The organism is Sphingobacterium nematocida (assembly GCF_900168125.1).
Classification (GTDB): domain Bacteria; phylum Bacteroidota; class Bacteroidia; order Sphingobacteriales; family Sphingobacteriaceae; genus Sphingobacterium; species Sphingobacterium nematocida.
The window spans coordinates 65855-82344 of record NZ_FUZF01000018.1 but is presented as its reverse complement, the minus strand read 5'-3'; the positions used below and the strand labels follow the sequence as shown (position 1 = coordinate 82344).

12 protein-coding genes are annotated in these 16490 nt (G+C 39.7%); 5 read left to right on the top strand and 7 right to left on the bottom strand.

Annotation, left to right across the window (positions count from 1 at the left end; all coding sequences use genetic code 11):
• Positions 1–41: 41 nt before the first annotated feature.
• Complete coding sequence (locus tag B5X76_RS17190; RefSeq protein ID WP_079645039.1) at positions 42–2960, bottom strand: alpha/beta hydrolase family protein; 2919 nt, start codon at positions 2958–2960, stop codon at positions 42–44.
• Positions 2961–3087: 127 nt separating this feature from the next.
• Between B5X76_RS17190 and argH the strand changes: the two genes are divergently transcribed.
• Positions 3088–4419, top strand: a complete 1332-nt coding sequence (gene argH / locus B5X76_RS17185) for an argininosuccinate lyase (RefSeq protein WP_079645037.1) — start codon at positions 3088–3090, stop codon at positions 4417–4419.
• Positions 4420–4611: 192 nt separating this feature from the next.
• Positions 4612–5088, top strand: a complete 477-nt coding sequence (locus tag B5X76_RS17180; RefSeq protein ID WP_079645035.1) for a hypothetical protein — start codon at positions 4612–4614, stop codon at positions 5086–5088.
• 177 nt (positions 5089–5265) lie between these two features.
• Here the strand turns inward: B5X76_RS17180 and B5X76_RS17175 are convergent, their stop codons facing one another.
• Positions 5266–5757: a dihydrofolate reductase gene (locus tag B5X76_RS17175; RefSeq protein WP_079645033.1), complete on the bottom strand. Its 492-nt coding sequence runs from the start codon at positions 5755–5757 to the stop codon at positions 5266–5268.
• Positions 5758–5817: 60 nt separating this feature from the next.
• Positions 5818–6639: a thymidylate synthase gene (locus tag B5X76_RS17170; protein ID WP_079645100.1), complete on the bottom strand. Its 822-nt coding sequence runs from the start codon at positions 6637–6639 to the stop codon at positions 5818–5820.
• Positions 6640–6858: 219 nt separating this feature from the next.
• Here B5X76_RS17170 and mtaB point away from each other — a divergent pair, with 219 nt between their 5' ends.
• Complete coding sequence (gene mtaB / locus B5X76_RS17165; RefSeq protein WP_079645032.1) at positions 6859–8178, top strand: tRNA (N(6)-L-threonylcarbamoyladenosine(37)-C(2))-methylthiotransferase MtaB; 1320 nt, start codon at positions 6859–6861, stop codon at positions 8176–8178.
• A gap of 40 nt (positions 8179–8218) precedes the next feature.
• Here mtaB and B5X76_RS17160 read toward each other — a convergent pair whose 3' ends face one another.
• The 4 genes from B5X76_RS17160 to tyrS form a co-directional block, all read right to left on the bottom strand.
• The gene (locus B5X76_RS17160; RefSeq protein WP_079645030.1) at positions 8219–10483 is read right to left on the bottom strand and encodes an inorganic phosphate transporter; all 2265 of its coding nucleotides are present in this window, start codon (positions 10481–10483) and stop codon (positions 8219–8221) included.
• A gap of 81 nt (positions 10484–10564) precedes the next feature.
• The gene (locus B5X76_RS17155; RefSeq protein WP_079645029.1) at positions 10565–11311 is read right to left on the bottom strand and encodes a GDSL-type esterase/lipase family protein; all 747 of its coding nucleotides are present in this window, start codon (positions 11309–11311) and stop codon (positions 10565–10567) included.
• A 44-nt stretch (positions 11312–11355) separates the two neighbouring features.
• Positions 11356–12543, bottom strand: a complete 1188-nt coding sequence (locus B5X76_RS17150) for an aspartate aminotransferase family protein (RefSeq protein ID WP_079645027.1) — start codon at positions 12541–12543, stop codon at positions 11356–11358.
• 144 nt (positions 12544–12687) lie between these two features.
• A complete protein-coding gene (tyrS, locus tag B5X76_RS17145) occupies positions 12688–13971 on the bottom strand; it encodes a tyrosine--tRNA ligase (protein WP_079645025.1) in 1284 nt (427 codons plus the stop codon).
• Positions 13972–14049: 78 nt separating this feature from the next.
• On the opposite strand from tyrS, the gene B5X76_RS17140 reads away from it, so the two are divergent.
• On the top strand, positions 14050–14721 hold the full coding sequence (locus B5X76_RS17140; protein WP_079645023.1) for a hypothetical protein: 672 nt from the start codon (positions 14050–14052) through the stop codon (positions 14719–14721).
• Positions 14722–14781: 60 nt separating this feature from the next.
• Entirely contained in the window at positions 14782–16479 is a 1698-nt protein-coding gene (locus B5X76_RS17135) for an amino acid permease (protein WP_079645022.1), read from the top strand.
• Positions 16480–16490 lie beyond the last annotated feature (11 nt).

Here is a 16490-nt window from a genome sequence, read left to right as displayed (position 1 = left end):
GGCTAGTAGCTTAACCACTAACCATTGATCATTAACCATTATTAAAACGCTCTTTCTTCTAAGTGTTTCTCTAAGTCCATATAATCTACACCCTTAGACCACCAGCTTGGGGCTTCTTTACCTTTCAAGTAGTAATCAAAGTATTCCATCATACGCACAGCGTAATCCTTACGGTTTACTTCTTTAACTAAGCCATGGTTTTCACCGTTGTAGGTAAGCATCACAACCGGCTTGTTAAGACGTCTTAAGCCATTATAGTATTCTACCCCTTGGGTATAGTCTACGGCTCCATCTTTGTCATTGTGCATGATGATTAATGGTGTATTTACCTTTTTGATGTGGTAGATTGGCGAGTTTCGCGTATAGGCTTCCCAGTTATCCCAGTATCCTGTAGTTAGACGCCCTTGACTGGATTCGAAGATCGCTTGATTGGATGAACCTGAGTTCCAATATATCAAAGAATACATCGAAATCATATTGGTGAGTGGTGCACCGGCAACAGCCGCTTTGAAGATATTCGATTGCGTGATTAAGAACGCTGTTTGGTATCCTCCCCAAGAGTGCCCGTGGATAGCGACATTTTTCTCGTCTACAATACCGGTAGCTACCGCTGCTTTTACTGCGGGGATTACACAAGCTACCGCAGACATACCTGGATCGTTCAATTTGTATTTGATATCCGGCATCAGTACCGCATAGCCATTGCTATTATACATAGCTCTATTAAATCCACCACCTGGATAACCGGGCTGTGTGTACGTGTTTTTGTCGTCCGTCAACCTTTCATAGATATAGGTGATAGTAGGATAGGACTTGCCTTCTACGTAGTTTGCAGGAAGGTATAGTGTAGCTTGCAAGGTGTCTCCGTGATCACTCACATAGCTGATCAATTTTGATCCTGCTGAAAGATCGTATTTGTCTTTGTTGCCTGTATTTGATGTTAGCTGGTTCTCGCTTTTTAGAAACTTGTCCTGACTAACAAAATATTCAGGAGCTTTGTTACTGCTCTCTATTGTATAAAAGAACTTGTTGCTGTTTTTTACTTTGTTTATCGGACTGATATTAACATCATCCAATTTTAGAATCTGCATCTTGTTTTGACCCGCAGCTAATAACGCAATTCCTTTTTGTTTAGTCTCCTGACTGATGATGCCAAAATATTGATCTTTTTTAAGGTCTATATTTTCATCGTCTTCATAAAGTCTGCTAACACCTAGTGTTGCTAATTTCTTTCCTTTCCAGTTGTCCGTCAGTGTGGTAGCCGATTTGCCGTCGGCAGATACTTTCCAAAGATCGAAGTTATCTTTCAATAGTACGGATTTGCCATCTGCTGTCCAACCGTAATTACCTGTCGCTACTTTTGATACATTGTGATCATCGTATATATCGACAAATGAGGAAGGAATATTCTCGGTAATATTTTTCGTTTGAAGGCTGTTTACATTCAAGGTATAGTAGTGACCATCATTGTAATACAATAGAAAACCACTATTAGGTGAGAAGGAGAAGCCGCGCGAGGCATTAAGGTATACTTTTTTTACCGCAAGTCTTTTTGCTCCTGTCTTTACATCGACAATGTATAGATCACCATATCCTTGACCATCGAGATTAGACTCATACTCATAAGGTGTAAAATCTAAGCCATAACCAATCGTTTGGTTTGGTGCTAATGCAATAGATTTAACCGCGCTATCTGCTAGTGAAACAAACTTATTGGAGGTAATGTTCCATGCGCTCATGATCATAAAGTTCTTGTCTCTTTGCAATTGCGTACGTTGAGCGGATTGTAGGCGTTTGTCTTGCCAGTTCCAGATAATCATATCTGGTTTTTCCAGATCTTTTTTGTTGACTTCAGGCTTCTTAGGCGCTACTTTTGCTACTTTTGTTGCAGTAGTATCCTTACCAATACTGTCTTTCTGTGCGATAGCAAGTTTATTGTTCGTCGAATCCTTGCCTAAATTGTCAATCTTTTTTTCGGTGCTTTTCGGTTCTTCCGTTTTTTCCAGCTTAGCTACACCAAAAAACACAGTACTTAAGTCTTTGCTCCAGGATGGAACTGTATTTTGACTTATTCCAAAACCAGCCATGATCTGGTTTTCATCTAATCCAGAGTAAGTAAACGTTTCCGCCTGTTGGCCTTTGATGTTTTTTACCCCGATTAGGGAGTATACCGGTGTTTTGTACTTTTTATCTTTCTTGGATTTTAATAGTGCAAAAGCTGTTCCTTCTTTATTCCAATTGATCTTCGAGAAGTTCGCGTCGTCATTTTGAAGAGCGGTTGTCAAGCCTGTAGCCATATCCATCAAGAATATACCGTTACCGTTTTTGCCGTTTGCGTCTACTGTATATGCTAGGTATTGCCCGGATTTGTTGAATTTGTAGTCGCTGACATTACCTAGGTTGAAACTCTTTTTTGTAAATAAGTTGTATAACAACAAATCTGCGCCTTTTCCGGTATCCTCTCCTCGAGGAGCACCTGGGGCAGGAGGAGCACTTTCGAAGCGGATTGCGACCCACTTATTGTCATCGTTAGAAAAGTTAAAGCTTTGTACCTTGTCAAAGCTTATCGAAGCTGTATCCCTCAAAGCTACAATTTTGAGCTTTTTACTGCTCGGTTTTTTTGCTTTTTCATTGGCTTTGATTTCTTTGAAATTCGGGGACTCGAAGAAACCAAGGTATTGACTGTTATTAGAGAAGGCGATTGGCGAGCTTAGACCACCGATTTTGTAATTGTAATTCAGTGTATCCTGTGTCTTTTTTAAGGTCAATGTAAGATCGCCTTCAGATGGGCCTGCAACATAGGCAAACCAATTTCCGTCGGCCGACGGCTGTGCTCCATTCATCCGGATATAGTGCCATGACGGGATTTCCTGCCAGCTTAGTGGTTTTTTCCCCTCTTGCGCCTGAGGTAGCAACCATGCTAACTGACACGCAAAGAATAATAGCGATTTTTTGTTCATTAATAAAAATTAGTTAAAATATTAGGCTCTAAATTATTGATTTTTAAGACTCAATTTACAAGGAATGTGGATTGTATGGAATATTTTACGATGTATTTGGTACTTTTGTACTTCTAAACAGAATTTAATGAAAATTTGGCAAAAAAATATAGATGTAGATTCCTTTGTCGAATCGTTTACCGTTGGTAACGACCGCGAAATGGACCTGCAATTGGCAGAAGCTGATGTATTGGGCTCATTGGCACATACGCGGATGTTGAATAGTATTGGTCTGATGACAGATGAAGATCTGGCTTTAGTTCAGCAAGCGCTTAAGAAAATTCATGAAGAGATACTAGAAGGCGTGTTTACGATCGAAGACAGTGTAGAAGATGTGCATTCGCAGGTCGAAATGATGCTTACGCAGCGTATTGGAGAGGCCGGTAAAAAGATCCATTCGGGCCGATCACGTAATGATCAGGTATTGGTCGATCTAAAGCTGTATTTTCGCTCCGAGATACAAGGTATTTTTAATAATACCGAGCTTTTGTTTAAACAACTTTTGCAGTTAAGCGAGCAATATAAAAATGTCTTGATGCCCGGATATACACATTTGCAAATCGCTATGCCATCTTCTTTTGGGCTTTGGTTCGGCGCTTATGCCGAAAGTTTAGTGGATGATTTGTATTTATTGAAGGCTGCTTGGAGTATCAGTAACAAGAATCCCTTGGGATCAGCAGCTGGATATGGTTCATCCTTTCCGTTGAATCGTACGATGACCACGGAGCTTCTAGGTTTTGAGGACTTAAACTACAATGTTGTGTATGCACAGATGGGACGAGGTAAGACAGAGCGTATCGTAGCGCAGGCTATGAGTTCAATCGCCGCTACCTTAGCCAAGTTTGCGATGGATATTACCTTGTATATCAACCAGAATTTTGGTTTTATATCCTTTCCTGCTCACCTGACTACCGGTTCGAGTATCATGCCGCATAAGAAGAACCCTGATGTATTTGAACTCATTCGTTCACGTTGTAATAAAATACAAGCTCTTCCGAATGAAATTGCTTTGATGACGACCAACCTGCCAATGGGCTATCACCGGGACTTACAGTTGTTGAAGGAGAATCTGTTTCCATCTTTTGAATCATTGAATGATTGTTTAGCGATGGCTACTTTCATGCTACAGCACATTAGTATCAAGGAAAATATATTGGACGATCCTAAATACGATTATCTATTTAGTGTCGAGGTGGTCAATAACGAGGTGCTACAAGGTATTCCATTCCGCGAAGCTTATAAAAATATTGGTATGGCTATAGAAGAGGGGACTTTTCAGCCCTCGAAAGAGGTGAAGCATACGCACGAAGGCAGTATCGGCAATCTTTGCAATGATCAGATCGAACGAATGTTTGAAGAAGTAAAGTCTCAGTTTGGATTTGAGAAAGTAGAGAAAGCGCTGAATGAGCTTTTGAAGTAAATATTAAGAAATAGAAGAAAATGATATCCCTAATTGCGAAAGGCAATTGGGGATTTTTTGTTGTTGGATATTGAGTAATAATATATTATAGTTAAAACTATGTTAATGTGCTTGATAAGCAGTGTGTTGTCGTTGTTTTCGGTATTTCTTTTGAGCGCTAATGTGTAATGTATTTATATAATTTTATTGGTTATGGAAACCTTAAATTCTTTCAAAAAAATCGCAGCATTAGCTGTGTTTGTAGCCACATTAGGAATAGGAGCTACACAAGCACAAACGGTTAAAAAGGCAGAGAGCCAACCGGCAAAAGCAGAACAGAAAGCAAACCAGATCTCGCCCAAGAAAATGGAACAGCATCCCAAGGCTGCCATTGAGAAAAAAGCTTTAATAACAGAACCGAAAGCTCATCAAGCTGTCGATAAAAAAGGTAACAAAACAGAAAAATCTGTTGGTAATGTAAAGCCAATGGAAAACAAGGAACCAGCCAAAGTAAACCACGTCGTCAAAGCAGAGAAAAGTGCGGCGAAAGTTGAACCAAACAAAGTGAAAACTACCACAAATGGAGATAAGTTAACCGGGGCAAAACATAATGGGCATCCCGTTTATGAAGGTCCTCAAGGGGGAAAATATTATATTAACGAAAGCGGAAATAAAATCTATATCAAATAGATCTGATGAAGACAATAGTTGTGAAGGGCTATTGTAGAGAAACTATATTATTGATTTTGTTGTCCAAGACAAGCTCAGAGCCTAACTGAACAAATCAGTTAGGCTTTTTGTTCCAATATTTTAGTGTAAATTAACGACAGAGATAAGCCTTTAATTTTATAGCTTGTTACTTGTTTTTTACGCTCTTTCCCACACCTCGAAGGTATAATCGTAAGCGTGCTTTTCGTCTTTGGAGTGTTTGTCTTGGCTTATTAACCGCCATTCTGAGGCAGAAAGTTCTGGAAAGAAAGTATCTCCGGCTATTTCTGCATGCACACGGGTTAAAAGTACTTTTTGCGCAAGAGGTAATGCTTGTTTGAAAATGTCGGCACCACCGATAATAAAGATTTCGTTTTCATCACGACAATAAGTCAAGACCTCTGTTAGGCTGTTGGCGACATCGACATCCGGATTTGTATAACGTTGATCTCTGGTCAGTACGATATTCCTACGTTCGGGTAGTGGCTTTCCGATAGATTCAAAAGTCTTACGTCCCATTACAATGGAATGCCCCAATGTAGATTTCTTAAAATACTTAAAATCATTGGGCAAGTGCCAAGGCATTTGATTGTCTTTACCGATGGTATTATTTTCAGCGGCAGCTACTACGAGTGTTATGTGGGGATTCACGAATTAAAAATTAAAAAGTAAAAATTAAAAAAGCTCCTTATTTTCAAATTTCCACAGCCACTACACCGCTACGGGAGCTTTGATATGTGGGTGAAATTCGTAGTTCACTAATTCGAAATCTTCAAATTTGAAATCAAAAATATCTTTTACCTCCGGGTTTATCCGTAGTTGTGGAAGAGGCTTCGGTTCGCGAGATAATTGAAGCTCCGTCTGTTCAAAGTGATTGCTATAGATATGGGCATCGCCGAGAGTATGAATAAAATCTGCTGCTTCCATATCACATACTTGTGCGACCATCATAGTCAATAACGCGTACGAAGCAATGTTAAACGGTACACCTAAGAAAATATCAGCACTTCTTTGGTATAATTGACAGGATAACTGAGGCTTGAGTATACCTTTTTCGGGTTGAGCTGGAGCTACATTAAATTGGAAAAAGGCATGGCAAGGTGGGAGGGCCATATTACCTATTTCGGCAACATTCCATGCAGATACAATAATACGACGAGAATCTGGCGTGTTCTTTAGTTGGTGTATGATTTGGGCAATCTGATCAATATGACCTCCATCTGGCGTAGGCCACGACCGCCATTGCGAACCATAAACAGGACCCAAGTTACCATTTTCATCGGCCCACTCGTCCCAAATACTTACCCCATTTTCCTTCAGGTATTGGATGTTGGTTTCGCCTTTCAGAAACCAGATCAATTCGTGGATGATGGAACGCAGGTGCAGCTTTTTGGTCGTTACTAACGGAAAACCTTCCTTCAGATTGAAACGCATCTGATAACCAAAAACACCGCGTGTACCTGTTCCTGTCCTGTCTGTTTTATCCACACCATTCGTGTATACCTGTTTTAGTAAATCTAGATATTGTTTCATTTTATGTATCTGTTTTATTCTCTGTGTATTTGCCAGATTTGCATATTCCGAGTAAATCGGAACCTCGCTGTGCGCAGTTTGCAAAGACGTTCAAAGCTAATAAAATTACCGCTAAAGCTGAAATTTAGTGTCATAGGCATCTCACATCTTCAGCCTGAGCACTGAATTCTGATTTCTGAAATCTCATATCTATAAAAATGTGTATTTTTGCAGATCGATATGAATAAAAAAGTTGCTTTTTACACACTGGGATGTAAGCTGAATTTTTCAGAAACATCCTCTATAGGTCGTATTTTTAAGGATGCGGGCTATGAAACCACGCCTTTTAATTCGCAGGCAGATGTTTATGTAATCAATACGTGTTCCGTAACGGATCACGCAGATAAGAAATGTCGTAAGGTGGTGAAGGAAGCATTAAAGCATTCGCCCAATGCTTATATTACCATTGTAGGCTGTTATGCTCAACTGAAACCGAAGGAGATTTCCGAGATTCCGGGAGTAGACATGGTGTTAGGAGCGGCTGAGAAGTTTAATATCATCGAACATATCAATGACCTGACTAAGCAGGAAAAGACAATCATTCATAATGCACCAATAGACGAAACGAATCAATTTGTGTCTGCATTTTCTATCGGAGATCGTACGCGTACTTTCTTAAAGGTGCAGGATGGCTGTGATTATTCGTGTACATTCTGTACGATTCCATTGGCACGTGGTGCAAGTCGTTCGGGCAAGATTGAAGACATCGTAAAACAAGCGGAAGAGATTGCTGCATCGGGTGTAAAAGAAATTGTATTGACGGGGGTTAATATCGGAGATTTTGGTATTAGGGATGGTAAGCGTCAGGACAAGTTCTTGGATCTGGTAAAAGCCCTGGATGAAGTTGAGGGCATTGACAGAATTCGTATTTCTTCTATTGAACCGAATTTGTTGGCCAACGAGGTGATTGAATTTGTGGCACAATCGAAGCGTTTCGTGCCTCACTTCCATATGCCATTGCAGTCGGGATCTAATAAGATATTAGCGCAGATGCGCAGACGCTATAAGCGTGAGTTATATGCAGAAAGGGTGGCGAAGATAAAAAGCTTGATGCCTAACTGCTGTATAGGAGTCGATGTGATTGTTGGTTTCCCTGGGGAGACCCGAGAGGACTTTATTGATACCTATAATTTCTTAAATGAAATGGATATCTCTTATCTACACGTATTCACCTATTCCGAGCGAGAGAACACGATAGCAGCTCAAATGGAAGGTGCTGTACCAGGAGCTCAACGTTCTGATCGTAGTAAGATGCTCCATATACTGTCTGAAAAGAAACGGAGAGGGTTTTACGAAGAGAATCTAACAGCTGTAGGTGAGGTGTTATTTGAGTCGGATATTAAGGATGGTTATATGCACGGTTTTTCAAAAAACTATGTGAAGGTACGTACAGCATATGACCCATTATTGGTCAATGAGATTGTGCCGGTTCGATTTGTTTCTATTTCGGAGAATGGGGAAGTCGATATTGAAGAGCTGCCAGAGGTATTGGCACATTAAGTAAGAAAAGAAAAGCCCGCATCAGCGGGCTTTTCTTTTCTTACTTAATTTTCTTGTTGTTTATTTTAAACTCTTCAAATTCTTTGTTCAACCGCAGTAATTTGAAGGTAGAACTAATAAGTTCATTGGTTTCCAATAGAATGGAGAAATATAGTTTTGTATTCTTTGGACTGTTTTCTGTCGTACGGATGTGGTCAATCTGTTTGTCCAATAGGTTGTTGATGACCTTTTGCAACTGATCACGTTGTTTCATCGTATTGTCTATCTTCAAAAAGTCACGTCTTCTATACATGTTATATACTTCGGCATACCAGTTGCCCAGTTCTGAAGCTACGAGTTGTAGATCATTGCCTTGGTAGTCTTTCAACATCTTGTGATTATTATCGACATGGCTTTGTGCATTGCCAGCAATCACATAAAGATTCTCGACGATATCCTGCAGGTAGCCCAAAGACATAATGTAAAACCGGCTACCTTTGACTGAAGAGTCGTCAAGATTCCGTATGAAATTATAGAGATTGTCATTGGTCGAATCTAGATCGCGAAGGAATTTCTTGATCAACTTTTTATTCATCGAAAGTGTCGTCAGGTCATTTTTGATTAATCCGTCCACAATCTCCTTATAGAAAATATTCGATTTGGCAAACACCTCGCTGATCTGATCGGAACTAGCTTCCGTAACCTGTTGAAGGGTATGTATATCTTCTTTAGCTAGCTTTAATTTTCTTTTAGCTTGTTCGGCAACTTTTTTCTTATGACTCTTTGCATTATAAACTAAAAGTAAGGCTAGCAGAACTAATGCCCCTACAAAAGTAATTATGCCACCTATTTTCAATAAGTAAGCTATTACAAATGCACCTGCGAAAGCACAGGCAGCAGTAAAGAACCAACCTCCAATAACATGAAAGACTCCAGAGACACGGTATACGGCACTTTCCCGATCCCAAGCGCGGTCGGCAAACGCGGTACCCATGGCTACCATAAATGTTACGTAAGTGGTGGATAATGGTAGCTTCATAGATGTGCCGAGTGCAATCAGACTACTCGCAACCATTAGGTTGACCGACGCACGGACCATGTCAAACATGGGCTCGTCCTGCGTCTTCTTTTTGGCTGTACTGCGCTCGTTTTCAAAAGAACGATCTAGACGGGTCTGTAGTGCGCGTGGCATTAAATAGCTTATACCGGTACCTAAATTTAAAAAACCACGAACAATCCATCTTGATAATGTATTGGGCTGGAATTTTTCGGCCCCTCCATCCTGGCTACTGAGACTCATTTCAGTCTCAATGACAGTTTTTGCTTTTTTTGATGTCCATAAGGTGATGATCATGATACCACCGGAGATAAATAGAATCCAAATCGGTGCAACAATATCTGCTGAACCAAGTTCGCTCATCATGTAAGTGTCTGGATTACCGCCAGAAGCGCTGAAAAAGCCTATCGCTTGGATAGCAGCTACCGGAACGCCGATAAAGTTGACCAGGTCATTCCCAGCGAAAGATAGTGCAAGAGCGAATGTACCTATTCCAATAATAACTTTTAGAATGTTGATCTTTAATTGGGTGAGTATAAAGCTAAATATGGTGAACAATACAAAACTTCCTGCGATGAGTAATAGTTCGTGCGTATTGATCCATTCTTTTGTGGACTTGTCAATAAAACTAACGGTCTTTAGTCCTTTGATGATAATAAAGTAACTGATAGCAGCTAGTGCAACTCCACCAAAGAACACACCAAATGTTTTCATTTTCCTCTCAAATTGAAAGGTGAATATCAATCGTGATACATATTGCACAGCCATACCTACCGTAAAAGAGAGTATTACTGATAGGAGTATGCTTATTACAATTTCTGATGCTTTTTCTGTGTTTATATAGTGCGATAGCGTGGACCAATCTCCTGTTGTGGTCGCTATTTTATACAGTCCTAAACAGACAGCTCCTCCCAAAAGCTCGAATACGATTGAAACTGTAGTGGAAGTGGGTAGACCGAAATAGTTGAATACGTCTAACAAGATGATATCCGTAATCATAACCGCTAGGAAGATGATAATGACATCGTTGAAGCTAAACATACTAGGTATGTAGATCCCACTTCGTGCAATTTCCATCATGCCACTTGAAAATACCGCTCCACACAAAATACCTGCGCTGGCAAGAATCATGATCAATCGGAACGGAATGGCTTTGGAACCAATAGCAGAGTTTAGAAAGTTTACAGCATCGTTACTTACACCGACCATTAGGTCAATTATACCCAAGGTAATCAGTGTAATGATGACTAAATATAAATAATTCTCCATGATTTTATTTTTGCAAAGCTATAAACAAAAAATGAAGCATATATTAAGTTAATGTTAAGTGTTGTTTTTTTTATCTTGAGTTTACTTAAAACAGTCTAGCCAATGCTGAGCCATTAAATCAGCGCCGGCTGCTGAAGTATGTACGCCATCGGTGGTCCAATAGTCGCCAGAGGCACGATGTGTTGCTTTGTCAAATATGTTTTGGTAGGGAAGGAGTATGGCATTGTACTCCTTAGCAATCTCATGGGCTACACGTTGATAGTTTGCAAATTCGGGAAACCAGCTGTCATCTACATGCTTCACGTTTTTTACAGCAAAAGGTTCTCCGATAATTAGTTTTACCCTTGGTAAATTCTTTAATGTAGTGTCCAGTAGTTTTTGGTATTGTTCTTTGTAGAGCTGAGCCGTCCCCACATAATTGCCATTTCTTGTATGCCAATAATCATTGACTCCTACCAGAATGCTCAATATCGAAGGGGACAGGTCAATGCAGTCGGATTGCCATCTATCTTGCAATTGAGGTACTTTATTGCCGCTGATGCCACGGTTATACACTTTAATGTTCTTCTCGGCATGTCTTTGTAATAACGTGCTTGCGGCAAGCATAGCATACCCTCGCCCCAGTGCTTGGGTATCATTAGGGAGCACACTATCTCTGCTCCTACCATTGTCTGTTATAGAGTCCCCCTGAAATAGGATGATATCCCCCTGTTGTATCTCTATCTTTGATCGCGTAGAAATAGATTCGGCTTTCAACGAATAGTTGGACAGGCAGCTCGCACCCAGAGCTAAGGCTGAATTTTTGATAAATGTTCTTCTGTTGTTCATGAATTAAAGGCTTAATAGGCCTCAAATTAAGGAATAACTAACAACTAACAAAATTTATCAATAGCTTCTTTAATGGTTTTACAAGCTTCTATAATCTCATCGTTTGAAATTGTTAATGGAGGAGCGACGCGCAATGCTGTTTCGCAGTGTAGGTACCAGTCGATCATGACGCCATGTTCTGCGCAGTGTTTACTGATATTATAGACTTGATCAAAGTTTTCCAGTTGAAGACACATCATAAGCCCTAAACCTCGAATCTCTTTTATTTTGGGATGGGTTAGTTCTTTTTTGAATAATTTCGCTTTATCGGCGACTCCCTCGATCAACTTTTCCTCTAGGATAACCTCCAGTGATGCTAGGGCTGCTGCACAGCTTACTGGGTGTCCTCCAAATGTCGTAATGTGACCAAGCATAGGGTTGTCTTTGATCACATCCATAATCTCTTTTGAAGAAACGAAAGCACCTAAAGGCATGCCTCCTCCGATTCCTTTTGCAAGCATCAGAATGTCTGGAATAATATCAAAATGTTGGAAAGCAAACATCGACCCGGTTCGCCCAAATCCAGTTTGAATTTCATCAAAAACTAGAAGTGTGCCTGTCTCCGTGCATCTTTGACGTAAGGCCTTTATATAGGCCATATCTGGGACGCGAACTCCAGCCTCACCTTGGATGGCTTCTACAATAACAGCTGCCGTTGCCGTTGTGATCTGAGAGAGATCGTTGCTGTCATTAAATGTGATAAACTCAATTTCGGGTAATAAAGGAGCATAAGCTTCTTGATAGGCGGGGTTACCAATGAGGCTAAGCGCTCCTTGTGTACTTCCATGGTACGCTTTCTTAGCTGCTATGATTTGCCTTCGTCCTGTGTATTTCTTTGCTATCTTCATAGCTCCTTCTACGGCTTCTGCTCCAGAGTTTGTCAAATAAACGGATTGAAAGAAGGAAGGTAGTTGCTCTAGTAACTTGGTGGCGAATTTTACCTGTGGCGCTTGAACGAATTCACCGTAAACGGTGACGTGCATATATTTGTCTAGTTGGGATTTAATAGCCTCAATTACCTTCGGATGTCGGTGACCGATATTACTAACATTAAAACCGGATACAAGATCCAAATACTTTTGTCCTTCTGGACCGTATAAATAGGAACCTTCAGCCCGTTCAATTTCGATTAGACGCGGACTATTTGACGTTTGAGCGGTGTTTTTTAAGAATAACTCTCTATTGCTAATCATGTACGAAATTAAAAAGTAAAAACTAAAAAGTAAAAATATATTGGTTAATAAAGTGATAAGTTTGATACCCTATAAAGGGAAGGTTATAAAACGCAGAAGCCACTTCCGAAAAAGTGGCTTCTGTTTGTCTATTTAATTCTTCGATTATTCTGCTATTATTAAAAAGTAGTTCTTTTTTCCTTTTTGTACTACAAGATACTTTTCGTTGATCAGATTCGTGGCGTCTATTATCTGTTCTACATTGTTTAGCTTTTCTTTGTTTAAAGAAACACCACCTCCGGTAAGCATTTTTTTAGCTTCTCCTTTTGAGGAGAATACCTGAGACTTGAGCGCTAATAGATCTAAAATATTGATACCTTCGATCAGCTCATTTTTGTCAATTGTAAATTGAGGTACTCCATCGAATGCATCTAGTACAGCTTCATGATCTAAACTTGTTAAGAATTCTAAGGAACCATTTCCGAATAGGAACTCGGAAGTTTTGATTGCCATTTCGTAGGCCTCTAAAGAGTGTGTACGAATAGTAATATCCTTGGCTAGAGCTTTCTGTACAACGCGTAAATGTGGTGCGGTGTCATGCTCTGCTATAATAGCATCCAGTTCGTCTTTACTTTTTAGAGTAAAGATCTTGATCCAGTTTTTTGCATCATCGTCTGTCGCATTCAACCAAAATTGGTAATATTTGAACGGAGAAGTCTTTTTGGGATCTAACCATACAGCACCAGATTCGGTCTTGCCAAATTTCTGTCCGTCAGATTTTTTGATCAATTGAGTGGTAACAGCAAAGGCCGTACCTTGATCTTGACGTCGGATCATTTCGGAACCTGTCACAATGTTACCCCATTGGTCTGATCCACCCATCTGTACTTTACAGTTATGATGTTTCCATAGATAATAAAAATCATAACCTTGAATTAGTTGATAAGTAAACTCGGTGAATGATAGACCATTATCACCTTCTAAGCGTTTCTTTACCGAATCTTTGGACATCATGTAATTGACCGTAATCAACTTACCCACGTCACGAATAAAATCCAAAAAATTGAAATCTTTAAACCAGTCGTAGTTATTTACCATCTTGGCATCGTTTTCACCTTCACCAAAATTTAAAAACTTAGCTAACTGATTTTTTAAACAAGCTACATTGTGATTGAGTGTAGTCTCGTCTAAAAGGTTTCTTTCTGCCGACTTGAATGAAGGGTCTCCAATCATTCCAGTAGCACCACCTACAAGGGCTACAGGTTTGTGTCCGGCATTTTGAAAATGGATTAGAGTCATGATTTGGGTCAAATGACCAACATGTAAAGAATCGCCGGTTGGGTCAAAACCGATATATCCAGCTACTTTCTCTTTAGTAAGTAACTCTTCGGTTCCGGGCATAATGTCTTGAAGCATGCCTCTCCAACGTAATTCTTCTACAAAACTCATATTTATTTAATTTTTATTAAGATTGCAAAGATAAGATATTAAGATGTATATTACGATAATTTAAAATATACTCCTGTTGTGAACTTTTTGTCGCATTATTATTTTGAACGCTATGCTGTAGAGCCTGAGCAAGTTTTGGGAGGGCTTTTGCCTGATCTATTAAAAAATGTAGACAAAGGGTATTCGTTTCAACTCCATAAATACGATCAGTTGTTGCAGTCAACGCCAAAGGCGGTATCGATTACAGAGGGTTGGGAAAGACACGTAGAAGTTGATCGCTTGTTTCATAATTCTGATTTTTTTTATAAACATACCCATCAATTGCGGATCGCAATCGAACAGGATATTCTCGATCTGCCGATTAGAGCTTCTTTTCTAGCTCATATTGCTTTGGAATTGCTATTAGATCATCAACTTATCGCTCATGATCTATTGAATGTAGGACGACTGTATGAACATTTGGAAGAGGTGGATCGAAAAGCGGTAGCGACCTATCTTCGTGGGTTGGAAAAAGTGGATAGCGATCGCTTTTTCATTTTTTATGATAAATTTATAGCATCAAAATATATCTTTGAATATGCTAAGGTTGAAAACCTGCCCCATGCACTCTTTAATATATGTAAAAGGATATGGAAATTTGAGGTGAGTGATAGACATATACAACAATTGGGGCAAAGATTGGAAGAATATCAGAAGGAACATATGTCTGATTTTTTTGAAATTTACAATTATATAACACAGAAGCTTTAATGGACTTTTTAACTTCTATCTTTGAGCTTTATAACTTCTTAACATTCTAACTTTACAAATATGAAGAATCAACTTTTCAGAAAGAAAAGTGTTGACCAAATACTAAGTGATGCTCAGAACCATGGTTCTGGACTGGCAAAGGTATTAGGTGTGCGAGACTTGGTCTCTTTGGGAATCGCGGCAATAGTAGGTGCTGGTATATTTAGCACCATTGGATTGGCTGCTTACAATGGTGGTCCAGCCGTGTCACTTCTATTTGTATTTGTTGCTTTTGCATGTGTGTTTACGGCTCTGTCTTACGCTCAATTTGCGAGTACAGTTCCGGTATCGGGATCGGCTTATACGTATGCCTACGTTGCTTTCGGTGAGTTGTTTGCTTGGATAATAGGATGGGCATTGGTATTGGAATATGCTGTTTCTAATATGGTGGTAGCCATTTCTTGGTCGCAATATTTTGTTTCGATGTGTGAGGGATTTGGACTTTATATCCCTAAGTGGTTAACTATGGCTCCCGCATATGCAATCGAAGCGCATGCCAAGATGCTTGAAGTAGGAGCAGATAAATTGACCGGGATTGATAAAATAGCTCTTGAGGCGTACAATACGGCGCCAAAAATTGGAGATTTACCTATTATCTTTGATTTACCAGCTGGATTGATTACAGTCTTAGTTACTTGCTTGGTATATATTGGAATTAAGGAATCTCAACGTGCTAGTAACATCATGGTTGTGATTAAGATCGGAATCATAATAGCTGTTATTTTGGGCGGTGCCTTTTTTATAAAGCCGGAGAATTGGACACCTTTTGCGCCTAATGGAATGGGAGGTGTGTTGAGTGGTATTGCTGCGGTGTTTTTTGCGTTTATTGGTTTTGATTCTATATCGACTACTGCTGAAGAGTGTAAAAATCCACAGCGAGATCTTCCAAAAGCAATGATATACTGTCTGATAATATGTGCGGTGTTGTATGTGTTGATTACATTGGTTTTGACGGGGATGGTCAACTATACGGATCTAAATGTGAAAGATCCGTTGGCTTATGTGTTTCAGTATGTAGGATTTGATCATATGGCTGGTATTATCTCAGTAACCTCTGTTATAGCGATTACGAGTGCACTACTTGTGTTTCAATTAGCTCAGCCTCGTATATGGATGACTATGAGTAGAGACGGTTTGCTCTGGAAGAAATTTGCAACTATTCATCCGAAATATAAGACGCCTTCTTTTGCAACCATAGTCACAGGTTTTGTAGTTGCTGTTCCGGCGTTGTTTTTCAAAATGGACTTCTTTGTTGACCTTACTTCTGTCGGTACTTTTTTTGCATTTATCCTAGTATGTGGTGGTGTGCTTTATATGGATAAATCGGGACTTTCTGAGAAGGCTAAATTCAGAGTGCCGTATGTCAATGGTAAGTATATTGTAGGATTGGGCTTTATCGCAGGAGTTATCTTGATGTATGTTTATGGACAGGATAGCCTTAAAGAGTGGCAGACACTGGGGACTAAGGACGTTATTATACACAAGTCGCTTGTAGTTGTTTTTTGGGGAACCTGGTTGGTGTTAAGTTTCTTCAGTTTTAAACATAATTTTTCGTTGCTTCCGGTTATAGGGATACTCGTTAATTTGTATCTAATGAGCGAATTGGGAGCTAGCAACTGGATTATATTTATAATTTGGCTAGCGATAGGGTTGCTTATCTATTTTATTTATGGGTATAAGCACTCGAAGCTGAATAAAGATGCGGTTAAAGAAAGTTAGAAAGTCGGCGT

What these genes read in the sequence shown, in the direction of transcription:
- B5X76_RS17190 (WP_079645039.1), bottom strand. Translation starts at nt 2,960, where the DNA reads ATGAACAAAAAATCGCTATTATTCTTTGCGTGTCAGTTAGCATGGTTG.
- argH (WP_079645037.1), top strand. Translation starts at nt 3,088, where the DNA reads ATGAAAATTTGGCAAAAAAATATAGATGTAGATTCCTTTGTCGAATCG.
- B5X76_RS17180 (WP_079645035.1), top strand. Translation starts at nt 4,612, where the DNA reads ATGGAAACCTTAAATTCTTTCAAAAAAATCGCAGCATTAGCTGTGTTT.
- B5X76_RS17170 (WP_079645100.1), bottom strand. Translation starts at nt 6,639, where the DNA reads ATGAAACAATATCTAGATTTACTAAAACAGGTATACACGAATGGTGTG.
- mtaB (WP_079645032.1), top strand. Translation starts at nt 6,859, where the DNA reads ATGAATAAAAAAGTTGCTTTTTACACACTGGGATGTAAGCTGAATTTT.
- B5X76_RS17160 (WP_079645030.1), bottom strand. Translation starts at nt 10,483, where the DNA reads ATGGAGAATTATTTATATTTAGTCATCATTACACTGATTACCTTGGGT.
- B5X76_RS17155 (WP_079645029.1), bottom strand. Translation starts at nt 11,311, where the DNA reads ATGAACAACAGAAGAACATTTATCAAAAATTCAGCCTTAGCTCTGGGT.
- B5X76_RS17150 (WP_079645027.1), bottom strand. Translation starts at nt 12,543, where the DNA reads ATGATTAGCAATAGAGAGTTATTCTTAAAAAACACCGCTCAAACGTCA.
- tyrS (WP_079645025.1), bottom strand. Translation starts at nt 13,971, where the DNA reads ATGAGTTTTGTAGAAGAATTACGTTGGAGAGGCATGCTTCAAGACATT.
- B5X76_RS17135 (WP_079645022.1), top strand. Translation starts at nt 14,782, where the DNA reads ATGAAGAATCAACTTTTCAGAAAGAAAAGTGTTGACCAAATACTAAGT.